The organism is Polaromonas sp. P4_F4, from assembly GCF_056401355.1.
Map to the genome: position 1 here is coordinate 58122 of NZ_JBFUJO010000017.1, position 15438 is coordinate 73559.

Genomic DNA, 15438 nt, shown 5'->3' on the forward strand with positions numbered 1-15438 from the left:
TCTAGCATGGCCATCCGATCTGACACCCAGAACACTGTCAAGCCCATCCGGTTCATCCGGCGTGGTGAAGTGGTAACGCTTGCCAATGTACCACCCAGCCGCACCCTGCTGGAGGTACTGCGCGAAGACCTCGCGTGCACCGGCACCAAGGAAGGCTGCGGTGAAGGCGACTGCGGCGCCTGCACCGTCGTGCTGGGCGAGGCCGAGGGCAAAACCATCCGCTACCGCGCCATCAACAGCTGCATACGGTTGGCGCATTCAATTGACGGCCTGGCGCTGTGGACAGTGGAAGATATTGCCCCCACGCTTTTCACTTCGCCTTCGGCTTCGTGTAATGCGCTGCCCCCCGAGGGGGCGCTGCGCCTGCGGCCCGGCAAAGCCGGTTCCGCGGCCCCTACTGGCGAAGAAGAAAGGGGTGAACCAACACTACACCCCGCGCAAGAGGCCATGGTCCAGTGCCACGGTTCCCAATGCGGCTTCTGCACCCCCGGCTTTGTCATGAGCCTGTTCGGCATGTACCAGAACCATGTGTGCCAGGGCGAACCCATCACGCGCGCGCTGGCGCAGGAAGAACTCTCGGGCAACCTGTGCCGCTGCACCGGCTACCGACCCATTCTCGACGCCGCGCAAGCCATGGACGCGCTCCCGAAGGTGGCCATTGACGAAACCGCCCTGCTACAAAAACTGAAGCAACTGGCGCCCTCGTCGTTCCGGCCAGGCGCCGATTTCGCTTACGAATCGCCGTCCACCCTGGCAGCGCTGCTGCAGGCGCGGGCCGCGCACCCCAAGGCGCAACTGGTGGCCGGCTGCACCGATGTGGGCCTCTGGGTGACCAAGCAGCATCAGCAGCTCCGCCAGGTACTGGACGTCACCAAGGTGCGGGAACTGCGCCGCATTGAAGACTACCCGCAGCACATCGCCATAGGCGCCGCGGTGACGCTGGCCGATGCCTATGCCGCGCTGGCGAAAGACCGGCCCCAGCTGCACACCTTTGCCGCCCGCTTTGCCGGCCTGCCGGTGCGCAACGCGGGCACGCTGGGCGGCAATGTCGCCAATGGTTCGCCGATTGGCGACTCCATGCCGCTGCTGATTGCGCTGGGCGCCAACGTCGTGCTGATGAGTGAACGGCAAGGCGTGATGGGCCACCGCGAGATGCCGCTGGAGCAACTCTACATCGGCTATCGCCAGACCGTGATGGCCCCGAATGAAGTGCTGGCCTGGATCAAGGTTCCGCGACCGGGGAGCCCTCACCCTAACCCTCTCCCAGGGGGAGAGGGGATTGAAGAAAAAGACGGTATTGCTCCCTCGCCCCTCTGGGGAGAGGGCTGGGGTGAGGGGCCGGAACGGCTACGGGTCTACAAAATCTCCAAGCGCTACGACGACGACATCTCCGCGGTCTGCCTGGCCCTGAACCTGCGCATCGACAAGGGCATCGTGACCAGCGCGTCGATAGGCGCAGGCGGCGTCGCCGCAACGCCCGTGCGCGCCGTCAAGACCGAGGCAGCGCTGCTCGGCCAGGCATGGACCACCGCGACGGTGCAACAAGCCATCACCACCTTGCGCGCCGAGTTCTCGCCGATCTCGGACATGCGCGCTTCTGCCGCCTACCGCAGCACGGTGCTGGGCAACCTGCTGCAGCGCTACTGGCTCGAAAGCCAGGGACTGCAGCAGATCAACCTCGAATCCTTCCGGCTGGAGGAGACAGCATGAACGCCCCTGAAATACTGCCGGTTCATGTGGCCGGACCGGCACAGCCGTCGGCCGCCGGACGCCCCCACTTTCATGAAAGTGCCCGTGCGCAGGTGGCCGGTTCAGCCCTTTATGTCGACGACATTCCCGAAGTCAAGGGCACGCTGTTTGCGGCGCCCATCCTGTCGACTGTGGCCCACGGCAAACTGCTGGGCGTCGATGCCGGCGCCGCGCTGGCCATGCCGGGCGTGCGCGGCGTGGTGCTGGCCGGCGACATCCCGGGCGACCCGCTGCTCCCCACGTTTGGGCAAGACGAGCCCGTGCTGGCGACGACCAGGGTCGAACACATCGGCCAGGTGATCGGTGTGGTCGTGGCCGACACCGTGATGCAGGCCCGCCGCGCGGCGCGCAAGGTTCAACTCACGATAGAAGCGCTGCCGCCGGTGCTCGATGTCCGGGACGCGTTGGCAGCACAAAGCTTTGTCTTGCCGCCCGTGGTCGTCAAGCGCGGCGATGCCGAGGCCGCGCTGGCAACGGCGCCACACACCCTCCGTGGCTCGTTCGAAGTGGGTGGGCAGGAGCATTTTTATCTCGAAGGCCAGGTGGCCTATGCGCTGCCGCAGGAGCAGAACCAGTGGCTGATTTATTCCAGCACGCAGCACCCCGGCGAAGCCCAGCACTGGGTATCGCACGCGCTGGGCATTGACAGCCACGCCGTGCGCGTCGAGTGCCGCCGCATGGGCGGCGGGTTTGGCGGCAAGGAAACCCAAAGCGGCCACATGGCGGTGTGGGCGGCGCTTGCGGCCCACAAACTCGGGCGGCCCGTCAAGCTGCGCATGGACCGCGATGACGACTTCCTGGTCACCGGCAAACGCCATCCGTTTGCCTATGACTACACGGTGGGCTTTGACGACAGCGGCCGCCTGTGCGGCCTCAAGCTCATGATGGCCGTGAACTGCGGCTTCAGCGCCGACCTCAGCGGCCCGGTGGCTGACCGCGCGATTTTTCACGCCGACAACGCCTACTTTCTCGAAGACGTGGCGATCACGTCCTACCGCTGCAAGACCAATATGCAGAGCAACACGGCTTTTCGCGGTTTTGGCGGGCCGCAAGGCATGATCGCGATCGAAACCATCCTGGGCGATATTGCCCGGACGCTGGGGCTGGATCCGCTCGATGTGCGCAAGCGCAACCTGTACAGCGACGAGGTCGTCGCGCCGAAGACCGACACCACGCCCGAAACGCGTCGGGACACAACCCACTACGGCATGCGGGTCGAAGACAACATCCTGCACCCCCTGCTGTCCAGGCTGGAGCAGACCGCGCACTACCGCCAGCGGCGTGAAGCCATGGCTGCATGGAATGCGCAGAGCCCCGTGATCAAACGCGGCATCGCCATCACGCCCGTCAAGTTCGGCATCTCGTTCACCGCCACCCTGTTCAACCAGGCCGGCGCGCTGGTGCATGTCTACACCGACGGCAGCGTGCAGGTGAACCACGGCGGCACCGAGATGGGCCAGGGCCTGAACACCAAGGTGGCGCAAATCGTGGCCGACGAACTCGGCGTGGCGTTTGAGCAGGTGCTGGCCACGGCGAGCGACACGAGCAAAATCCCCAACGCCTCGGCCACCGCCGCATCCGCCGGCACCGACCTCAATGCCAGGGCGGCGCAGTATGCCGCCCGCCAGGTGCGAGACAACCTGGCGCAGTGGGTGGCCGGGCTGGACCGCTGCGATGTGGCGGCGGTGCGTTTTGCGGGCGGCGAAGTCACGACGCCGGCCCGCACGCGTGCGTTCACCGAGGTTGCCAAGCTCGCGCATGCCAACCGCATCCAGCTCTGGAGCGACGGCTTTTATCGCACGCCCAAAATTCATTACGACAAAACCACGCTGACCGGCCGGCCGTTTTACTACTTCGCCTATGGCGCAGCGTGCACCGAAGTCGCCATCGACACCCTGACCGGTGAAAGCCGCGTGCTAAAAGTCGACATCCTGCACGACGTGGGCACCAGCATCAACCCGGCGATCGACATCGGGCAGATCGAGGGCGGTTTTGTGCAGGGCATGGGCTGGCTCACCACCGAGCAGCTGGTGTGGAATGACAAGGGCGCGCTGTCGACCCACGCCCCCAGCACCTACAAGATCCCGGCCACCGGCGACGTTCCCGAACACTTCAACATCGCACTGTGGCCCGAACCCAACCGCGAAGACAACGTGTTTGGCAGCAAGGCCGTGGGCGAGCCACCGCTGATGCTGGCGATCAGTGTGTATGAGGCCTTGCGCGATGCGATCGCTTCAGTCCGGCCGGACCGGACCGTCGTGCTGCAGGCGCCGGCCACGCCCGAGCATGTGCTGGCGGCGCTTGGCCGCCCTGCTGATATCCCTGCTCACATCTTCATGTCGAGGAAACCCCGCAAGGTTTGAGACGTGTTGCCGACATGCCAGGCCAGGAAGAACTCGGTTTTCGCCCGGGTCCCGTGCAGGGCCCGGTATAAAACATTCTGCATCTGCAGCCTTTGCATCGATTCGGGAACGATCGCAATCCCAACGCCCGCCGCCACCAGCCCCACCACGGTCGACATCGGGTAGGCCTCTTGCACGATACGCGGTGAAAAGCCCGCGGCCTCGCACATCTTGCGCAGCTGTTCGTGGATCGCGGGCGCCTCGCTGCGGCTGAAGAATACGAAGTCCTCCTCCGCCAGCGACTGCAGCATGACCCTGTCCTGCCCCGCCAGCCGGTGATGCGCCGGCAGCGCGGCCATGAAGCCTTCCTTGAACAGGCTGCGCGTGGCCAGCCAGGGCTCGGTGACGGACTGGCGAATGATGCCGACGTCGATCTCGCTGTTTTTGAGCATGACGGTTTGCCGGGCCACCGTGAGCTGCTGCACGGACACCGCCACGTGGGGATAGAGCCGCCGGTATTGGCTTAACAGGGCAGGCACCGAGGTGTAAATGGTGGAGCCCACAAACCCGATGCGCAGCGAGCCGGTTTCTCCGCGGCTGGCGCGGCCGACGACCTCGGGAATGCCTGCCGACAGCGCCAGCAGGCGGCGCGCTTCCTCCAGCAGCGCCTGGCCCGCCTGCGTCAGGGCCACCTCATGCGAGGAACGGATCAGCAAAACCGCCCCCAGTTCCTGTTCGAGCCTGGCGATCTGGCGGCTCAGGGGCGGCTGTGAAATGTGTACGCGCGAGGCGGCGCGGCTAAAGCTCAGCTCTTCGGCCACGGCCACAAAGTAAGACAGTTGGCGCAAATCCATGAATACCTTTCTGGTATAGCCAATGACTTTATTATGCATTGGACAGCAATAAAGGCGGGGCATAGCATCCACTCCATGACGACTGCTTCTGGAGACAAAATGACCCCTCACCTTCCCCCCGGTTCCGGCCGGCGCCGCCTGCTCTCGCACAGCCTGAAGCTCGCCGCCCTGGCGCTGGCCTTGTCGGCCGCCTGGGCTCCGCCCGCAACCGCCCAGGCGGCTTACCCGTCCAAGCCCATCAAGCTGATAGCGCCTTTTGCCGCGGGCGGCGCGGCCGACACGGTGGCGCGCATCCTGGCGCCCAAGCTGTCCGAATCCCTGGGCCAGCCCATCATCATTGAAAACCGCGCCGGCGCGAGCGGTGCCATCGGTTCCGCCTATGTCGCGGCGGCAGCGCCGGACGGCTACACCCTGCTGATCAACCTGGGCCCGCCGCACCAGACCGTGCAGTTCTTTACCAAGGGGATCAAATACGACCCCGTCAAGGACTTCACCGCCATTTCGCACGTGGCCACCGCGCCGCAGTCGCTGGTGGTGCCCGCGTCCTCGCCGATCAAGTCGGTGGCCGATTTCGTCGCGGCGGCCAAGGGTTCGGCCAAGGGCTTGTCGTATGCGACCTCCGGTTCCGGGACCTCGCAGCACCTGGCCGGCCTGCTGCTGGCGAGTTCGCAAAAACTCGCGCTGACGCATGTCGGCTACCGGGGCGGCGCGCCGGCTCTGACCGACGTCGTCGGCGCGCAGATAGACGCCGGCCTGCTGGTGCTGTCCAACACCCTGCCTTACATCCAGGCGGGAAAACTCCGCGCGCTGGGCGTGGTGGAAAGCCACCGCTCCAAATCGGCCCCCAACATCCCGACGCTGGCCGAAGGCGGCCTCACGGGCTTTTCGGTGCCCGACACCTGGGTGGGCGTCATGGGGCCAGCCGGCCTTCCCGCACCCATCGTGCAGCGGCTCAATGCCGACATCCTCAAGATCCTCCGCAATCCGGACGTCAAGGCGCAACTGCAGCAAAACAGCTATGACGCCGTCGAAGCCTCGCCCGAAGAGTTCGCCAGGCTGCTGGCCGACAGCACTCAGGTCTACAAGTCCATCGTCCAGAAAGCCGGCATCACGCCCGAATGAATTGAACCAGAAAACCAACGACAAAATGACAACCCAACCAGCCACCACCCCCGCAGGCCGCAGGGCCAGCGCCGCCTTTCCCCGCGTGACCGTCGTGCTGACCTTCCTGATGGAGAACTGGTCCGTCGGCAAGGCGCCGCCCTATTCGCCCATGACCAGCCCGCCCAAAGCCGGCGAGATTGACCGGGCCGGTATTCTCTGGGCCAACTATGGCGGGCGCTCCGGCATCGCCAGGCTCATGCGAATTGCCGAACGCCACGGCGTGTCGGGAACGGTCTGCGTGAACGCGCGCTCGGCCGAGCTGTTTCCCGAGACGGTCAGGCACATCGTGAAGTCGGGCTTTGAACTGAGCGGCCACAACTACGCGCAGGACGAGGTGCTGTCCGGCCTGAACGAGGCCGACGAGCGCGCACTGATCCAGAAAAGCCTGCGCATCCTGCAGGAAGTGTCGGGCGTGCGCCCCACCGGCTGGCTGAGCTCCACCATCGCGACCACCGACCGCACGGCCGACCTGCTGAGCCAGGAGGGCCTGCTCTGGCACGGCGACTACAACGACATCGACCAGCCGCACCAGGTGGCGACGCAGTCCGGCCGCATCGTGGCGATTCCGCACAGCGACTATGCCGACAACCGCGTGCTGCGCGGCGCGCCGGACGACTGGTACCACTGCTACAAGGACATGTTCGACTACCTCTACCGCCAGGAGTCGGGCGCGTTGATCAACATCACCATGCACGGCAACTTCGGCGGCCGGCCCCTGATGTCGGCACAGCTGGACAAGCTGCTGACCTACATGCTGGCCCATGACGAGGTCTGGATGCCGCGGCATGACGAGCTGGCCCACTGGGTCAACGAGCACGGCATAGCCGAAACGCCCTTCATCCAGCGCTTTGCGGCCTGAGCCGACACCACCCACCGTAACACCCCCGACAGGAAAGCCGAGACATGATCACCGAGATTGAATGCCGACAGGCCGCGGATGCACTGCTGGAAGCCGGCCGCACCCGCCAACCAATACGCCAGGTCAGCCAGACCTGGCCCGCGATGGACATCGAAGATGCCTATGCCATCCAGAAACTCTGGGCAGACGGCAGGATGGCGCAGGGCGCGCGCATCGTCGGCCACAAGATCGGCCTGACCTCACGCGCGATGCAGAGGGCGTCAAAAATGACGGAGCCGGACTACGGCATGCTCATGGACGACATGCTGTACACCGACGGCGCCCGCATACCGGCCAGCGGCTTTCATTCGCCGCGCCTGGAAGTGGAGCTGGCCTTCGTGCTGGGCCGGCCGCTGAGCGGCAAGAACATTTCCATTTATGACGTGCTGGACGCCACGGCCTATGTGACGCCCGCGCTGGAAATCATCGACTACCGCACCGACGTGCCGCGCGCGATTTGCGACACCATCGCCGACAACGCGGCAGCGGCAGCCATGGTGACGGGCGGGCGTGTCGTCAAGCCCATGGACGTCGACCTGCGTTGGGTCAGCGCGACGCTATCCAAAAACGGCGTCATTGAAGAGTCCGGTGTTTCCGCCGCCGTCATGGGGCACCCCGCCATGGGCATCGTCTGGCTGGCCAACAAGCTGGCCCTTCACGGCATCACGATGCAGGCAGGCCACATCCTGCTGGCGGGCTCGTTCACACGGCCCACGCCGGTCGCCGCGGGCGACACCATCCATGCCGACTTCGGCCCATTGGGCTCCATCGGCGTGTCTTTCAGCTAAGCGCCGCTCTAAACTGGCCTCGGGGCGTGCGGATTCATTTCACCGCCCGGCCATAACGCGAGCAATAACGCACGCACTCACCAAGCAACAAGGCGGAACCATGGAATTGCCGGTCAACGAATTCAAGAACGCGCTGCGAAGCGGCCATCAGCAGATAGGCCTGTGGTGCACGCTCTCCAGCCCCTACGGCGTCGAGCTGCTGGCCGGTTCCGGCTTTGAATGGCTGCTGCTGGACACCGAGCATTCCCCCAGTGACGTCACCAACGTGCTGGCCCAGCTCCAGGCCGTCGCGCCCTACCCGGTTTCCGCCGTGGTGCGGCCCGCCTGGAACGACCCGGTGCTGATCAAGCGCTACCTCGACATAGGCGCGCAAACCCTGTTGATCCCCTATGTGCAGAACGCCGAGGAAGCCAGGCGGGCCGTGCAGAGCATCACCTACCCCAGCGGTGGCATGCGCGGCGTCTCCGCGCTGACGCGGGCCTCGCGCTTCGGCCGTGTTCCGAACTACGCCAAAACCTGCCGCGACGAGCTGTGCCTGCTGGTGCAGATTGAAACCCTGGAAGCGCTCGACAACATCGAAGCAATTGCGGCCGTCGACGGCGTGGACGGCATCTTTATCGGCCCGGGCGACCTGGCCGCCAGCATGGGCTACCTCGGCGAGCCGGGCAACGCCGCCGTCGTCGCGAAGATCGAAGAGGCCATACGCCGCATCATGGCCTGCGGCAAGCCCGCCGGCATCCTGACGGGCGACGAGGCCTTTGCCCAGCGCTGCATCTCGCTGGGGACCACTTTTACCGCGGTGGGCGTGGACGTGGGGTTGCTGGCCCGCTCCACCTCGCAGCTGCGGCAGCGTTTCGGCAACACCAGGGCCTGAGTCAAGGCCTGAAATCAGGCCTCGCGGTACATCCCCGAGTCGCCCCGCACACCCAGCTTCTTCCGGAAGGCCTGCAGGTCAAAGCCCTCGCGGGCGAGCTGCCTTTGCATCACGGCCTGGGCGGCGGCGACAGCGTCGGCGCTGGCCCATTCCACCACGGTCACCACGTCGAACTCGCTGCTGTCGCCCGTCTGGGTCAACACATGCTTGCGCAGGCAGCCCGGCAAGCCGCCCAGCATGCGCTGCACATGATGGATTCGCTCGACAAAGGCGGACAGCGACTGCGAGGGCACCACGAATTTATCGACGCGGAACACGGAGGTGGACGTGGAAGCGCGGGGGGATGATTCAACTGGCATGGGACAACTCCTTTGAAGTTTGCAGGCCGAACTGGCTTGCGAAAACAGGAGCGTAAAACCTCAAGTAAAGTTGAGGTCAAGCGCAATTTGCAAAGGGCTTCTCATGAACTCGACACCGGAACAGACCGGCATCTTCCCCACGCTCTCGGTTGGCGACATGGCGCGCCGCAGCGGCGTGGCGGTGTCCACGCTGCACTTCTATGAAACGAAAGGGTTGATCAGTAGCAGCCGCACCGAAGGCAACCAGCGCCGCTATGCGCGCGAGATGCTGCGGCGCGTGGCCTTTGTGCGTGTGGCGCAGCGGGTCGGCATCGCGCTGGCCGACATCGAGACGGCCCTGGCCACCTTGCCCGCCAAGGCCGCGCCCAGCCGCGCGGACTGGGCGCGCCTGTCGGCCGCCTGGCGCGCCGACCTCGACGAACGCATGGCGCAGCTCAAGAGACTGCGTGACACGCTGGACGACTGCATAGGCTGCGGCTGCCTGTCCATCGACAAGTGCCGGCTGCGCAACCCTTTGGACAAGCTTGGCGAACAGGGCGCGGGGCCGCAGCGTTTGTGGGTCATGCGCCGGGATGGCTCCTAGGATCTGACTTCACCCGAAATTTGCTTTCCCCCTCTCCCTCTGGGAGAGGGCGGGGGTGAGGGCCGCAGCCTTTGCATGCGCCGCGGCATTTTTCCCGCCGCTGGGCCCTCACCCTGACCCTCTCCCAGAGGGAGAGGGGATAAAGGATCACCCGTCCTAAAAAAGCGGCCGGAACAAATCCAGCAGCATCATCAGCACCGCAAAGCCCATCACCACCACGCCGCCCCAGCCGAACCAGGTGGTCTTGAAACCCGAGGTGAATTTGCCCATCACCGATTTCCGGCCGGCCAGCAACATCAGGCCGGCCATGATGGGCGCGGCCACCACGCCGTTGATGATCGCGCTCCAGTAGAGCGCCTTCATCGGGTCTATGCTGGTGAAGTCCATGCCGGTGCCCACGATGGTGGCGATGACGATGATGGCGTAAAAGCGCTTGGCCTCGTACCAGCGGCGCTCCAGGCCCTCGGGCCAGCCGAAGGCTTCGGCTACCGCGTAGGCGGCCGACGAGGCCAGCACCGGCACGGCCAGCAGGCCGGTGGCGATGATGCCGCCGGCAAACAGCGCAAAAGCAAAGTCACCGGCCAGCGGGCGCAGGGCCTGCGCCGCCTGCGCGGCCGAGGTCACGTCGTGGATGCCCGCTGCATACAGCACCGCCCCGGCCAGCACCATGATGAAAAATGCGATGGCGTTGGAGAAGAACATGCCGATGTAGGTGTCGCGCTTGACGCGGCGCAGGTCGCGGCGCACTTCTTTTTCCGGCCCGTGCCCCGTGCCCTTGAGGCGCAGCTCTTCCACCTCCTGCGAAGCCTGCCAGAAAAACAGGTAGGGCGAAATCGTGGTGCCCAGCAGCGCGACGATCATCATCCAGTAGCCCGAGGTCCATTGCAGCTTCGGAACGACCAGGTCATGCAGCACCTGGGCCCACTGCACCTGCACCAGGAGCACGGCGATCACGTAGGCAAACAGGAACAGCGTCAGCCACTTGAGGATGGGCGCCAGCTTGCGGTAAGGCACGAAGACCTGCAGCAGCACCGTGATGACGCCGAAGGCCACCGCATGGAAATGCTCGCCGCCGCCCACCGCCAACTGCAGCGCCTCGCCCATGGCGGCGATGTCGGCAGCGATGTTGATGGTGTTGGCGATCACCAGCAAAAACACCATGCTCATCAGGAAGGCGCGCGGCGTGTGCTCGCGCAGGTTGGCCGCCACGCCCTTGCCGGTGACACGCCCTATGCGCGCGCTGACCAGCTGGATGGCGATCATGAAGGGCAGCGACAAAAACACCGTCCAGAGCAGCCCGGTGCCGAACTGCGCCCCCGCCTGCGTGTAGGTGGCGATGCCGGAAGGGTCATCATCGGCGGCGCCGGTGACCACGCCTGGGCCGACATGGCGCAGGAAGGAGGGGATGCGGTTCAACATGGGCGCGAGACTAGCAAGGCGCGATTAGGCCAGGCTTAAGCCGGCTGACGGGCGGCTTGCAGGCCGATGGACCAAGGTGGATACGACTGTAGACCTTGAGAAACCGACGTCAGACGCTGGAAAATCAATAGCAGCCCAAATCCTTCACATCGGCTCGCCACGGATCGCGGCCGGCTGCTACTCGCTCATCACCACCAGCACCTGCGCATCGGTGCGGCCCAGCGAGAGATAGATGTGGCCAACGCCGCTGTCGAAATAGGCCGATTCATGACGGCCGACTTCGACGATTTCGCCGGTCTCGAACTCGATGCGCACCCGGCCGGACAGCACCGTCACGAACTCCTGCCCCGGATGGCGAATGAAATCAGGGAACTGATCCCGCTCGCGCGCCACGATGCGGCCGTGCAACGGCGTCATGCGTTTGCCGGGGAAGCTGGTTGCGAGCATGCGGTAGTCGTAATTGCCCGAACTGTAGGCCGGCGCCCCGCCGGCTTCGGACCACACCACCACGGGCGCCGCCGTGCCGGCCGGCGGCGTGGCCCGCGCATCCAGCAGTTGCCCCACGTCCAGCGACAGCGCCCGCGCCACGGCCGCAAGCTTTTCATAGCTGACCGAAATCTGGCCCAGTTCCATTTTGGACAGCGTGGACAGCGCCACGCCTGAGTGGCCCGACAGGTCCTTGAGCGTCAGCCGCCGTGCCTTGCGGTGTTCGCGCAGCCTAAGGCCAAGCTGCACCCGGTCGGCCTCCGGGGCGGCGGCAGGGGTGCGGGCAGAGCTTACAGAGCGTGCGGGCATGGTGTTTTCCCTTGTTCAGACTGAAAATAGGTAAATGGCACTGGACAGGCACGATTCTCGCATGTGAGAATTCTCAAATGAGAGAATTTGACATTGTTATCTTTGGTGCCGGCATCGCCGGTGCATCCGTGGCCTGGCGCCTGGCCGGGCAGCGCAGCGTGCTGCTCCTCGAACGCGAGGCCCAGCCCGGCTACCACTCCACCGGCCGCTCGGCCGCCATGTTCATGGAAAGCTATGGCCCGCCGGCCGTGCGGGCGCTGACCCGCGCCAGCCGGGCCTTCTACGAGCACCCGCCCGAAGGCTTTGCCACCGCGCCGCTCATGCAGCCACGGGGCGCGCTGTACCTCGCCACGCCCGGGCAGGAAGCGCTGATGGCGAAAACCCGCGCCGAACTGGCCGCGACCTGCCCCGGCCTGGAAGTGCTGGATGCGCGTACCACCCTGGAGCGCGTGCCCTGCTTGCGGCCCGAAATGGTGCACGGCGCCCTGTACGACCCGGGTGCCCAGGACATCGACGTGCATGCGCTGCACCAGGGCTTTTTGCGGGGTTTTCGGCAACAGGGCGGTGAGCTGCGCACCAGCGCCACGCTGACCCAGGCCAGCCATGACGGACAGGGCTGGGCGCTGCAGTTTTCCGACGGCCAGACGCTGCGGGCACGCACGGTGGTCAACGCCGCCGGCGCCTGGGCCGACGAGTTGGCGGGCCTGTTTGGCGCCGCCCCCATCGGGCTGGTGCCGCACCGGCGCAGCGCCTTCACCTTCAAGGCGCCCGAGGGCGTAGACGTGTCCGGCTGGCCGGCCGTGGTGGGCATGGACGAAAGCTATTACTTCAAGCCCGACGCCGGCCAGTTGCTGGGCTCGCCCGCCAATGCCGACCCGACGGTTGCGCACGACGTGGTGCCCGAAGAGCTGGACATTGCCACGGGCATTTACCAGATCGAAAGCGTCTCGACCCTGACCATTCGCCGCCCCGGCAGCACCTGGGCCGGGCTGCGCTCGTTTGTGCCCGATGGCGAGATGGTGATAGGCTGGGATGGCGCCTGCCCCGGCTTTTTCTGGCTGGCGGCCCAGGGCGGCTACGGTATCCAGAGCGCGGCCGGCGCCAGTGCGCTGGCCGACGCCTTGCTGCGCAATACCCCGCTGCCGGCAGAGCTGGCCCGGCACGGCGTCGAAGCGGCCGCACTGTCACCGGCCCGCCTGCGTTGACAACGCCACCTTGATTGATACCGGGACATCACGACCATGAACAAGCCCTCCACGTCTTCCTCAACCGGAACCGCGCTTGATTCGGCCCTGGCCGAAACCACCGCCCGCTACCGCGCCCGCAACCCCGGCAGCGAACGGCTGCTGCTTGAGGCGGCCGACGTGCTGCCCGCGGGCAATACCCGCAGCGTGCTGTTTTACACGCCGTTCCCGCTCTACATGGCGAGGGGCGAAGGCTGCCACCTGTGGGACGCCGACGGCCACCGCTACCTGAACGCGCTGGGTGAATTCACCGCGGGCATCTACGGCCACTCAAATCCGGTGATCCGGCAAGCCATCGTGGCCGCGCTGCAGGACGGCCTGAGCCTGTCGTCGCACACCGCGCGCGAGGCCGCGCTGGCGCATGAAATCCAGCGCCGCTTTCCCGGCATGGCGCTGCTGCGCTTCACCAACTCGGGCACCGAAGCCAACCTGATGGCGCTGGCGGCTGCCACCGCGCACACCGGCCGGCGCAAGGTGCTGGTGTTCAACGGCGCCTACCATGGCGGCGTGCTGTCGTTTGGCGGTGGTGGTTCGCCCGTGAACGTGCCGCACGACTTTGTGGTCGCGCCCTACAACGACCTGGACGCCGTGCATGCGCTGGTCCAGACGCATGGCCCGCAACTGGCGGCCATCCTGGTCGAGCCCATGCTGGGCGCGGGTGGCTGCATTCCCGCAGAACCCGCCTTTTTGCACGGCCTGCGCGCGCTGGCCGACGACTGCGGCGCCCTGCTGATCCTCGACGAAGTCATGACCTCGCGCCTGTCCGGCGGTGGGCGGCAGGCCTTGCTGGGTTTGAAGCCAGACCTGACCACGCTGGGCAAATATTTCGGCGGCGGGCTGTCCTTTGGCGCGTTCGGTGGCCGGGCAGACGTGATGTCGCGCTTTGACCCGCGCCGCGCCGACGCACTGGCCCATGCTGGCACCTTCAACAACAACACGCTGACCATGGCCGCCGGCCTGGCTGGGCTCACGCAGGTGCTGACACCGGCCGCGCTCGATGCGCTGAACCAGCGCGGCGAGCGCCTGCGCGAGCGGCTCAATGGTGTGTTCAAACGCCACGCGGTGGGCCTGCAGTTCACCGGTCTGGGTTCGTTGATGCAACTGCACGCCACTGCCAAACCGCTGCGCAGCGCGGCCGACCTGGCCGGCGCCGACGACCGCGTCAAGGCGCTGCTTTTTTTCGATCTGCTGGAGCGCGGCGTTTTTCTGGCGCGGCGCGGTCTGGTGGCGCTGTCGCTGCCCTTCGGCGATGCCGAAGCCGATGAATTCGTGGCCGCACTGGACGCCGTGGTCACGGCTCGCCATGCGCTGTTGCCCGTTGCGGGTTGACTCGTTTTCTTGAACCGTTTTCTTTTCACGAGAGGTCATCATGTCAAGCACGTCAAATACTTCAGGCACTTATTTCAACCCACTGCGCCGCGCACTGATCGCCAGCAGCTTCCTCCTTGCCGGGCTCGCCTGCGCGGCGGGCTACCCCGAGCGGCCCCTCACGCTGGTCGCGCCCTACCCTGCCGGCGGCGCGGCTGACGTACTGGCCCGCCTCCTGGCCCGCAAGCTCGAAGAGCAGCTGGGCCAGCCGGTGGTCGTGGAAAACAAGCCCGGTGCCGGCACCGCCATTGGCGCCGCCGCCGTGGCCAATGCCAAACCCGACGGCTACACGCTGCTCGTCAGCTCCAACTCCACCTTCACGCTCAACCCGGCCTTGCAGGCCAAACTCTCGTATGACCCAGTCAAGGGCTTCGAGCCCATCGGCATGGTCGGCTCGGTGGCACTGGCGGTGCTGGCCCATCCGTCCGTCACGGCGAGCACCGTGCCGCAGTTGGTGGCCGCCGCCAAAGCCAACCCGGACAAGTTCCTCTATGGCAGTTTCGGCAACGGCACCAGCTCCAACTTTGCGGGGGCCATGTTCAACAACGCCACCGGCCTCAAAATGACCCATGTGCCTTACAAGGGCAGCGCGCCGCTGATGACCGACCTGATCGGCGGGCAGATTCCGCTGTCATTCGACACCGTGGTGGCCGCGGCGCCGCAGCTCAAGACCGGCAAGATCAAGGTGCTGGCGGTCACAACGGCGAAACGCTCGGCTCTGCTGCCCGACGTGCCCACCGTGGCCGAGTCGGGCTACCCCGGTTTCGACATGACTGCCTGGCTGGCGCTGGTAGCGCCGCACGGCCTGCCGGCCGACGTCAAGGCCCGGCTTGAGAAGGCCCTGGTCACCATGATGGCCAGCACCGACACCCAGGACAAGATGAAGGCCGCCGGCTTCGAGCCCGGCTACCGTGCCATTGCCGACTGGCCCGGCATGATCACCGCCGACATTGCCCGCATGAAAACAATCGCCGAACGCTCGCAAATCAAGGTGGACTGAT

At 65.9% G+C, this 15438-nt stretch carries 14 protein-coding genes; 10 read left to right on the forward strand and 4 right to left on the reverse strand.

The annotated features are described in order from the left end of the window. The first annotated feature begins 6 nt into the window (after nucleotides 1-6). Together AC1DUR_RS17570 and xdhB are read left to right on the forward strand one after the other, a co-directional pair. Nucleotides 7-1710: a xanthine dehydrogenase small subunit gene (locus tag AC1DUR_RS17570; RefSeq protein ID WP_477721806.1), complete on the forward strand. Its 1704-nt coding sequence runs from the start codon at nucleotides 7-9 to the stop codon at nucleotides 1708-1710. Next, complete coding sequence (gene xdhB, locus AC1DUR_RS17575) at nucleotides 1707-4112, forward strand: xanthine dehydrogenase molybdopterin binding subunit (protein ID WP_477721807.1); 2406 nt, start codon at nucleotides 1707-1709, stop codon at nucleotides 4110-4112. The genes AC1DUR_RS17570 and xdhB overlap by 4 nt, the downstream gene beginning before the upstream one ends. On the opposite strand, the gene AC1DUR_RS17580 is transcribed toward xdhB, so the two are convergent. Continuing rightward, nucleotides 4076-4945, reverse strand: a complete 870-nt coding sequence (locus AC1DUR_RS17580; protein ID WP_477721808.1) for a LysR family transcriptional regulator — start codon at nucleotides 4943-4945, stop codon at nucleotides 4076-4078. The genes xdhB and AC1DUR_RS17580 overlap by 37 nt on opposite strands. Before the next feature lie 99 nt (nucleotides 4946-5044). On the opposite strand from AC1DUR_RS17580, the gene AC1DUR_RS17585 reads away from it, so the two are divergent. From AC1DUR_RS17585 to AC1DUR_RS17600, 4 genes are all read left to right on the forward strand, one after another. Further along, on the forward strand, nucleotides 5045-6067 hold the full coding sequence (locus AC1DUR_RS17585) for a Bug family tripartite tricarboxylate transporter substrate binding protein (RefSeq protein WP_477721809.1): 1023 nt from the start codon (nucleotides 5045-5047) through the stop codon (nucleotides 6065-6067). A 25-nt stretch (nucleotides 6068-6092) separates the two neighbouring features. Beyond that, nucleotides 6093-6968, forward strand: a complete 876-nt coding sequence (locus tag AC1DUR_RS17590) for a polysaccharide deacetylase family protein (protein WP_477721810.1) — start codon at nucleotides 6093-6095, stop codon at nucleotides 6966-6968. Nucleotides 6969-7012: 44 nt separating this feature from the next. Further along, entirely contained in the window at nucleotides 7013-7795 is a 783-nt protein-coding gene (hpaH, locus tag AC1DUR_RS17595) for a 2-oxo-hept-4-ene-1,7-dioate hydratase (protein WP_477721811.1), read from the forward strand. Between the two features lie 100 nt (nucleotides 7796-7895). Beyond that, complete coding sequence (locus tag AC1DUR_RS17600; RefSeq protein ID WP_477721812.1) at nucleotides 7896-8669, forward strand: aldolase/citrate lyase family protein; 774 nt, start codon at nucleotides 7896-7898, stop codon at nucleotides 8667-8669. A 14-nt stretch (nucleotides 8670-8683) separates the two neighbouring features. Here the strand turns inward: AC1DUR_RS17600 and AC1DUR_RS17605 are convergent, their stop codons facing one another. Next, nucleotides 8684-9028 carry an antibiotic biosynthesis monooxygenase gene (locus AC1DUR_RS17605; RefSeq protein WP_477721813.1) on the reverse strand — a complete coding sequence of 115 codons (345 nt, stop codon included), beginning with the start codon at nucleotides 9026-9028 and terminating at the stop codon, nucleotides 8684-8686. A 103-nt stretch (nucleotides 9029-9131) separates the two neighbouring features. On the opposite strand from AC1DUR_RS17605, the gene soxR reads away from it, so the two are divergent. Next, nucleotides 9132-9611 (forward strand): redox-sensitive transcriptional activator SoxR, encoded by a 480-nt coding sequence (gene soxR / locus AC1DUR_RS17610; protein ID WP_477721814.1) that lies wholly within the window; start codon nucleotides 9132-9134, stop codon nucleotides 9609-9611. 156 nt (nucleotides 9612-9767) lie between these two features. On the opposite strand, the gene AC1DUR_RS17615 is transcribed toward soxR, so the two are convergent. After that, a complete protein-coding gene (locus AC1DUR_RS17615) occupies nucleotides 9768-11030 on the reverse strand; it encodes an Nramp family divalent metal transporter (RefSeq protein ID WP_477721815.1) in 1263 nt (420 codons plus the stop codon). A 177-nt stretch (nucleotides 11031-11207) separates the two neighbouring features. Further along, nucleotides 11208-11825 carry a helix-turn-helix domain-containing protein gene (locus tag AC1DUR_RS17620; protein ID WP_477717951.1) on the reverse strand — a complete coding sequence of 206 codons (618 nt, stop codon included), beginning with the start codon at nucleotides 11823-11825 and terminating at the stop codon, nucleotides 11208-11210. Between the two features lie 77 nt (nucleotides 11826-11902). Here AC1DUR_RS17620 and AC1DUR_RS17625 point away from each other — a divergent pair, with 77 nt between their 5' ends. The 3 genes from AC1DUR_RS17625 to AC1DUR_RS17635 are packed head-to-tail and all read left to right on the forward strand — an operon-like array spanning nucleotide 11903 to nucleotide 15437. Further along, nucleotides 11903-13030 (forward strand): NAD(P)/FAD-dependent oxidoreductase, encoded by a 1128-nt coding sequence (locus tag AC1DUR_RS17625; RefSeq protein WP_477721816.1) that lies wholly within the window; start codon nucleotides 11903-11905, stop codon nucleotides 13028-13030. Nucleotides 13031-13066: 36 nt separating this feature from the next. Continuing rightward, complete coding sequence (locus tag AC1DUR_RS17630) at nucleotides 13067-14398, forward strand: aspartate aminotransferase family protein (protein WP_477721817.1); 1332 nt, start codon at nucleotides 13067-13069, stop codon at nucleotides 14396-14398. Nucleotides 14399-14438: 40 nt separating this feature from the next. Further along, nucleotides 14439-15437 (forward strand): Bug family tripartite tricarboxylate transporter substrate binding protein, encoded by a 999-nt coding sequence (locus tag AC1DUR_RS17635; RefSeq protein ID WP_477721818.1) that lies wholly within the window; start codon nucleotides 14439-14441, stop codon nucleotides 15435-15437. Nucleotide 15438 lies beyond the last annotated feature (1 nt).

Coding starts and splice junctions, on each gene's coding strand:
- AC1DUR_RS17570 (WP_477721806.1), top strand. CDS start 7: ATGGCCATCCGATCTGACACCCAGAACACTGTCAAGCCCATCCGGTTC.
- xdhB (WP_477721807.1), top strand. CDS start 1,707: ATGAACGCCCCTGAAATACTGCCGGTTCATGTGGCCGGACCGGCACAG.
- AC1DUR_RS17580 (WP_477721808.1), bottom strand. CDS start 4,945: ATGGATTTGCGCCAACTGTCTTACTTTGTGGCCGTGGCCGAAGAGCTG.
- AC1DUR_RS17585 (WP_477721809.1), top strand. CDS start 5,045: ATGACCCCTCACCTTCCCCCCGGTTCCGGCCGGCGCCGCCTGCTCTCG.
- AC1DUR_RS17590 (WP_477721810.1), top strand. CDS start 6,093: ATGACAACCCAACCAGCCACCACCCCCGCAGGCCGCAGGGCCAGCGCC.
- hpaH (WP_477721811.1), top strand. CDS start 7,013: ATGATCACCGAGATTGAATGCCGACAGGCCGCGGATGCACTGCTGGAA.
- AC1DUR_RS17600 (WP_477721812.1), top strand. CDS start 7,896: ATGGAATTGCCGGTCAACGAATTCAAGAACGCGCTGCGAAGCGGCCAT.
- AC1DUR_RS17605 (WP_477721813.1), bottom strand. CDS start 9,028: ATGCCAGTTGAATCATCCCCCCGCGCTTCCACGTCCACCTCCGTGTTC.
- soxR (WP_477721814.1), top strand. CDS start 9,132: ATGAACTCGACACCGGAACAGACCGGCATCTTCCCCACGCTCTCGGTT.
- AC1DUR_RS17615 (WP_477721815.1), bottom strand. CDS start 11,030: ATGTTGAACCGCATCCCCTCCTTCCTGCGCCATGTCGGCCCAGGCGTG.
- AC1DUR_RS17620 (WP_477717951.1), bottom strand. CDS start 11,825: ATGCCCGCACGCTCTGTAAGCTCTGCCCGCACCCCTGCCGCCGCCCCG.
- AC1DUR_RS17625 (WP_477721816.1), top strand. CDS start 11,903: ATGAGAGAATTTGACATTGTTATCTTTGGTGCCGGCATCGCCGGTGCA.
- AC1DUR_RS17630 (WP_477721817.1), top strand. CDS start 13,067: ATGAACAAGCCCTCCACGTCTTCCTCAACCGGAACCGCGCTTGATTCG.
- AC1DUR_RS17635 (WP_477721818.1), top strand. CDS start 14,439: ATGTCAAGCACGTCAAATACTTCAGGCACTTATTTCAACCCACTGCGC.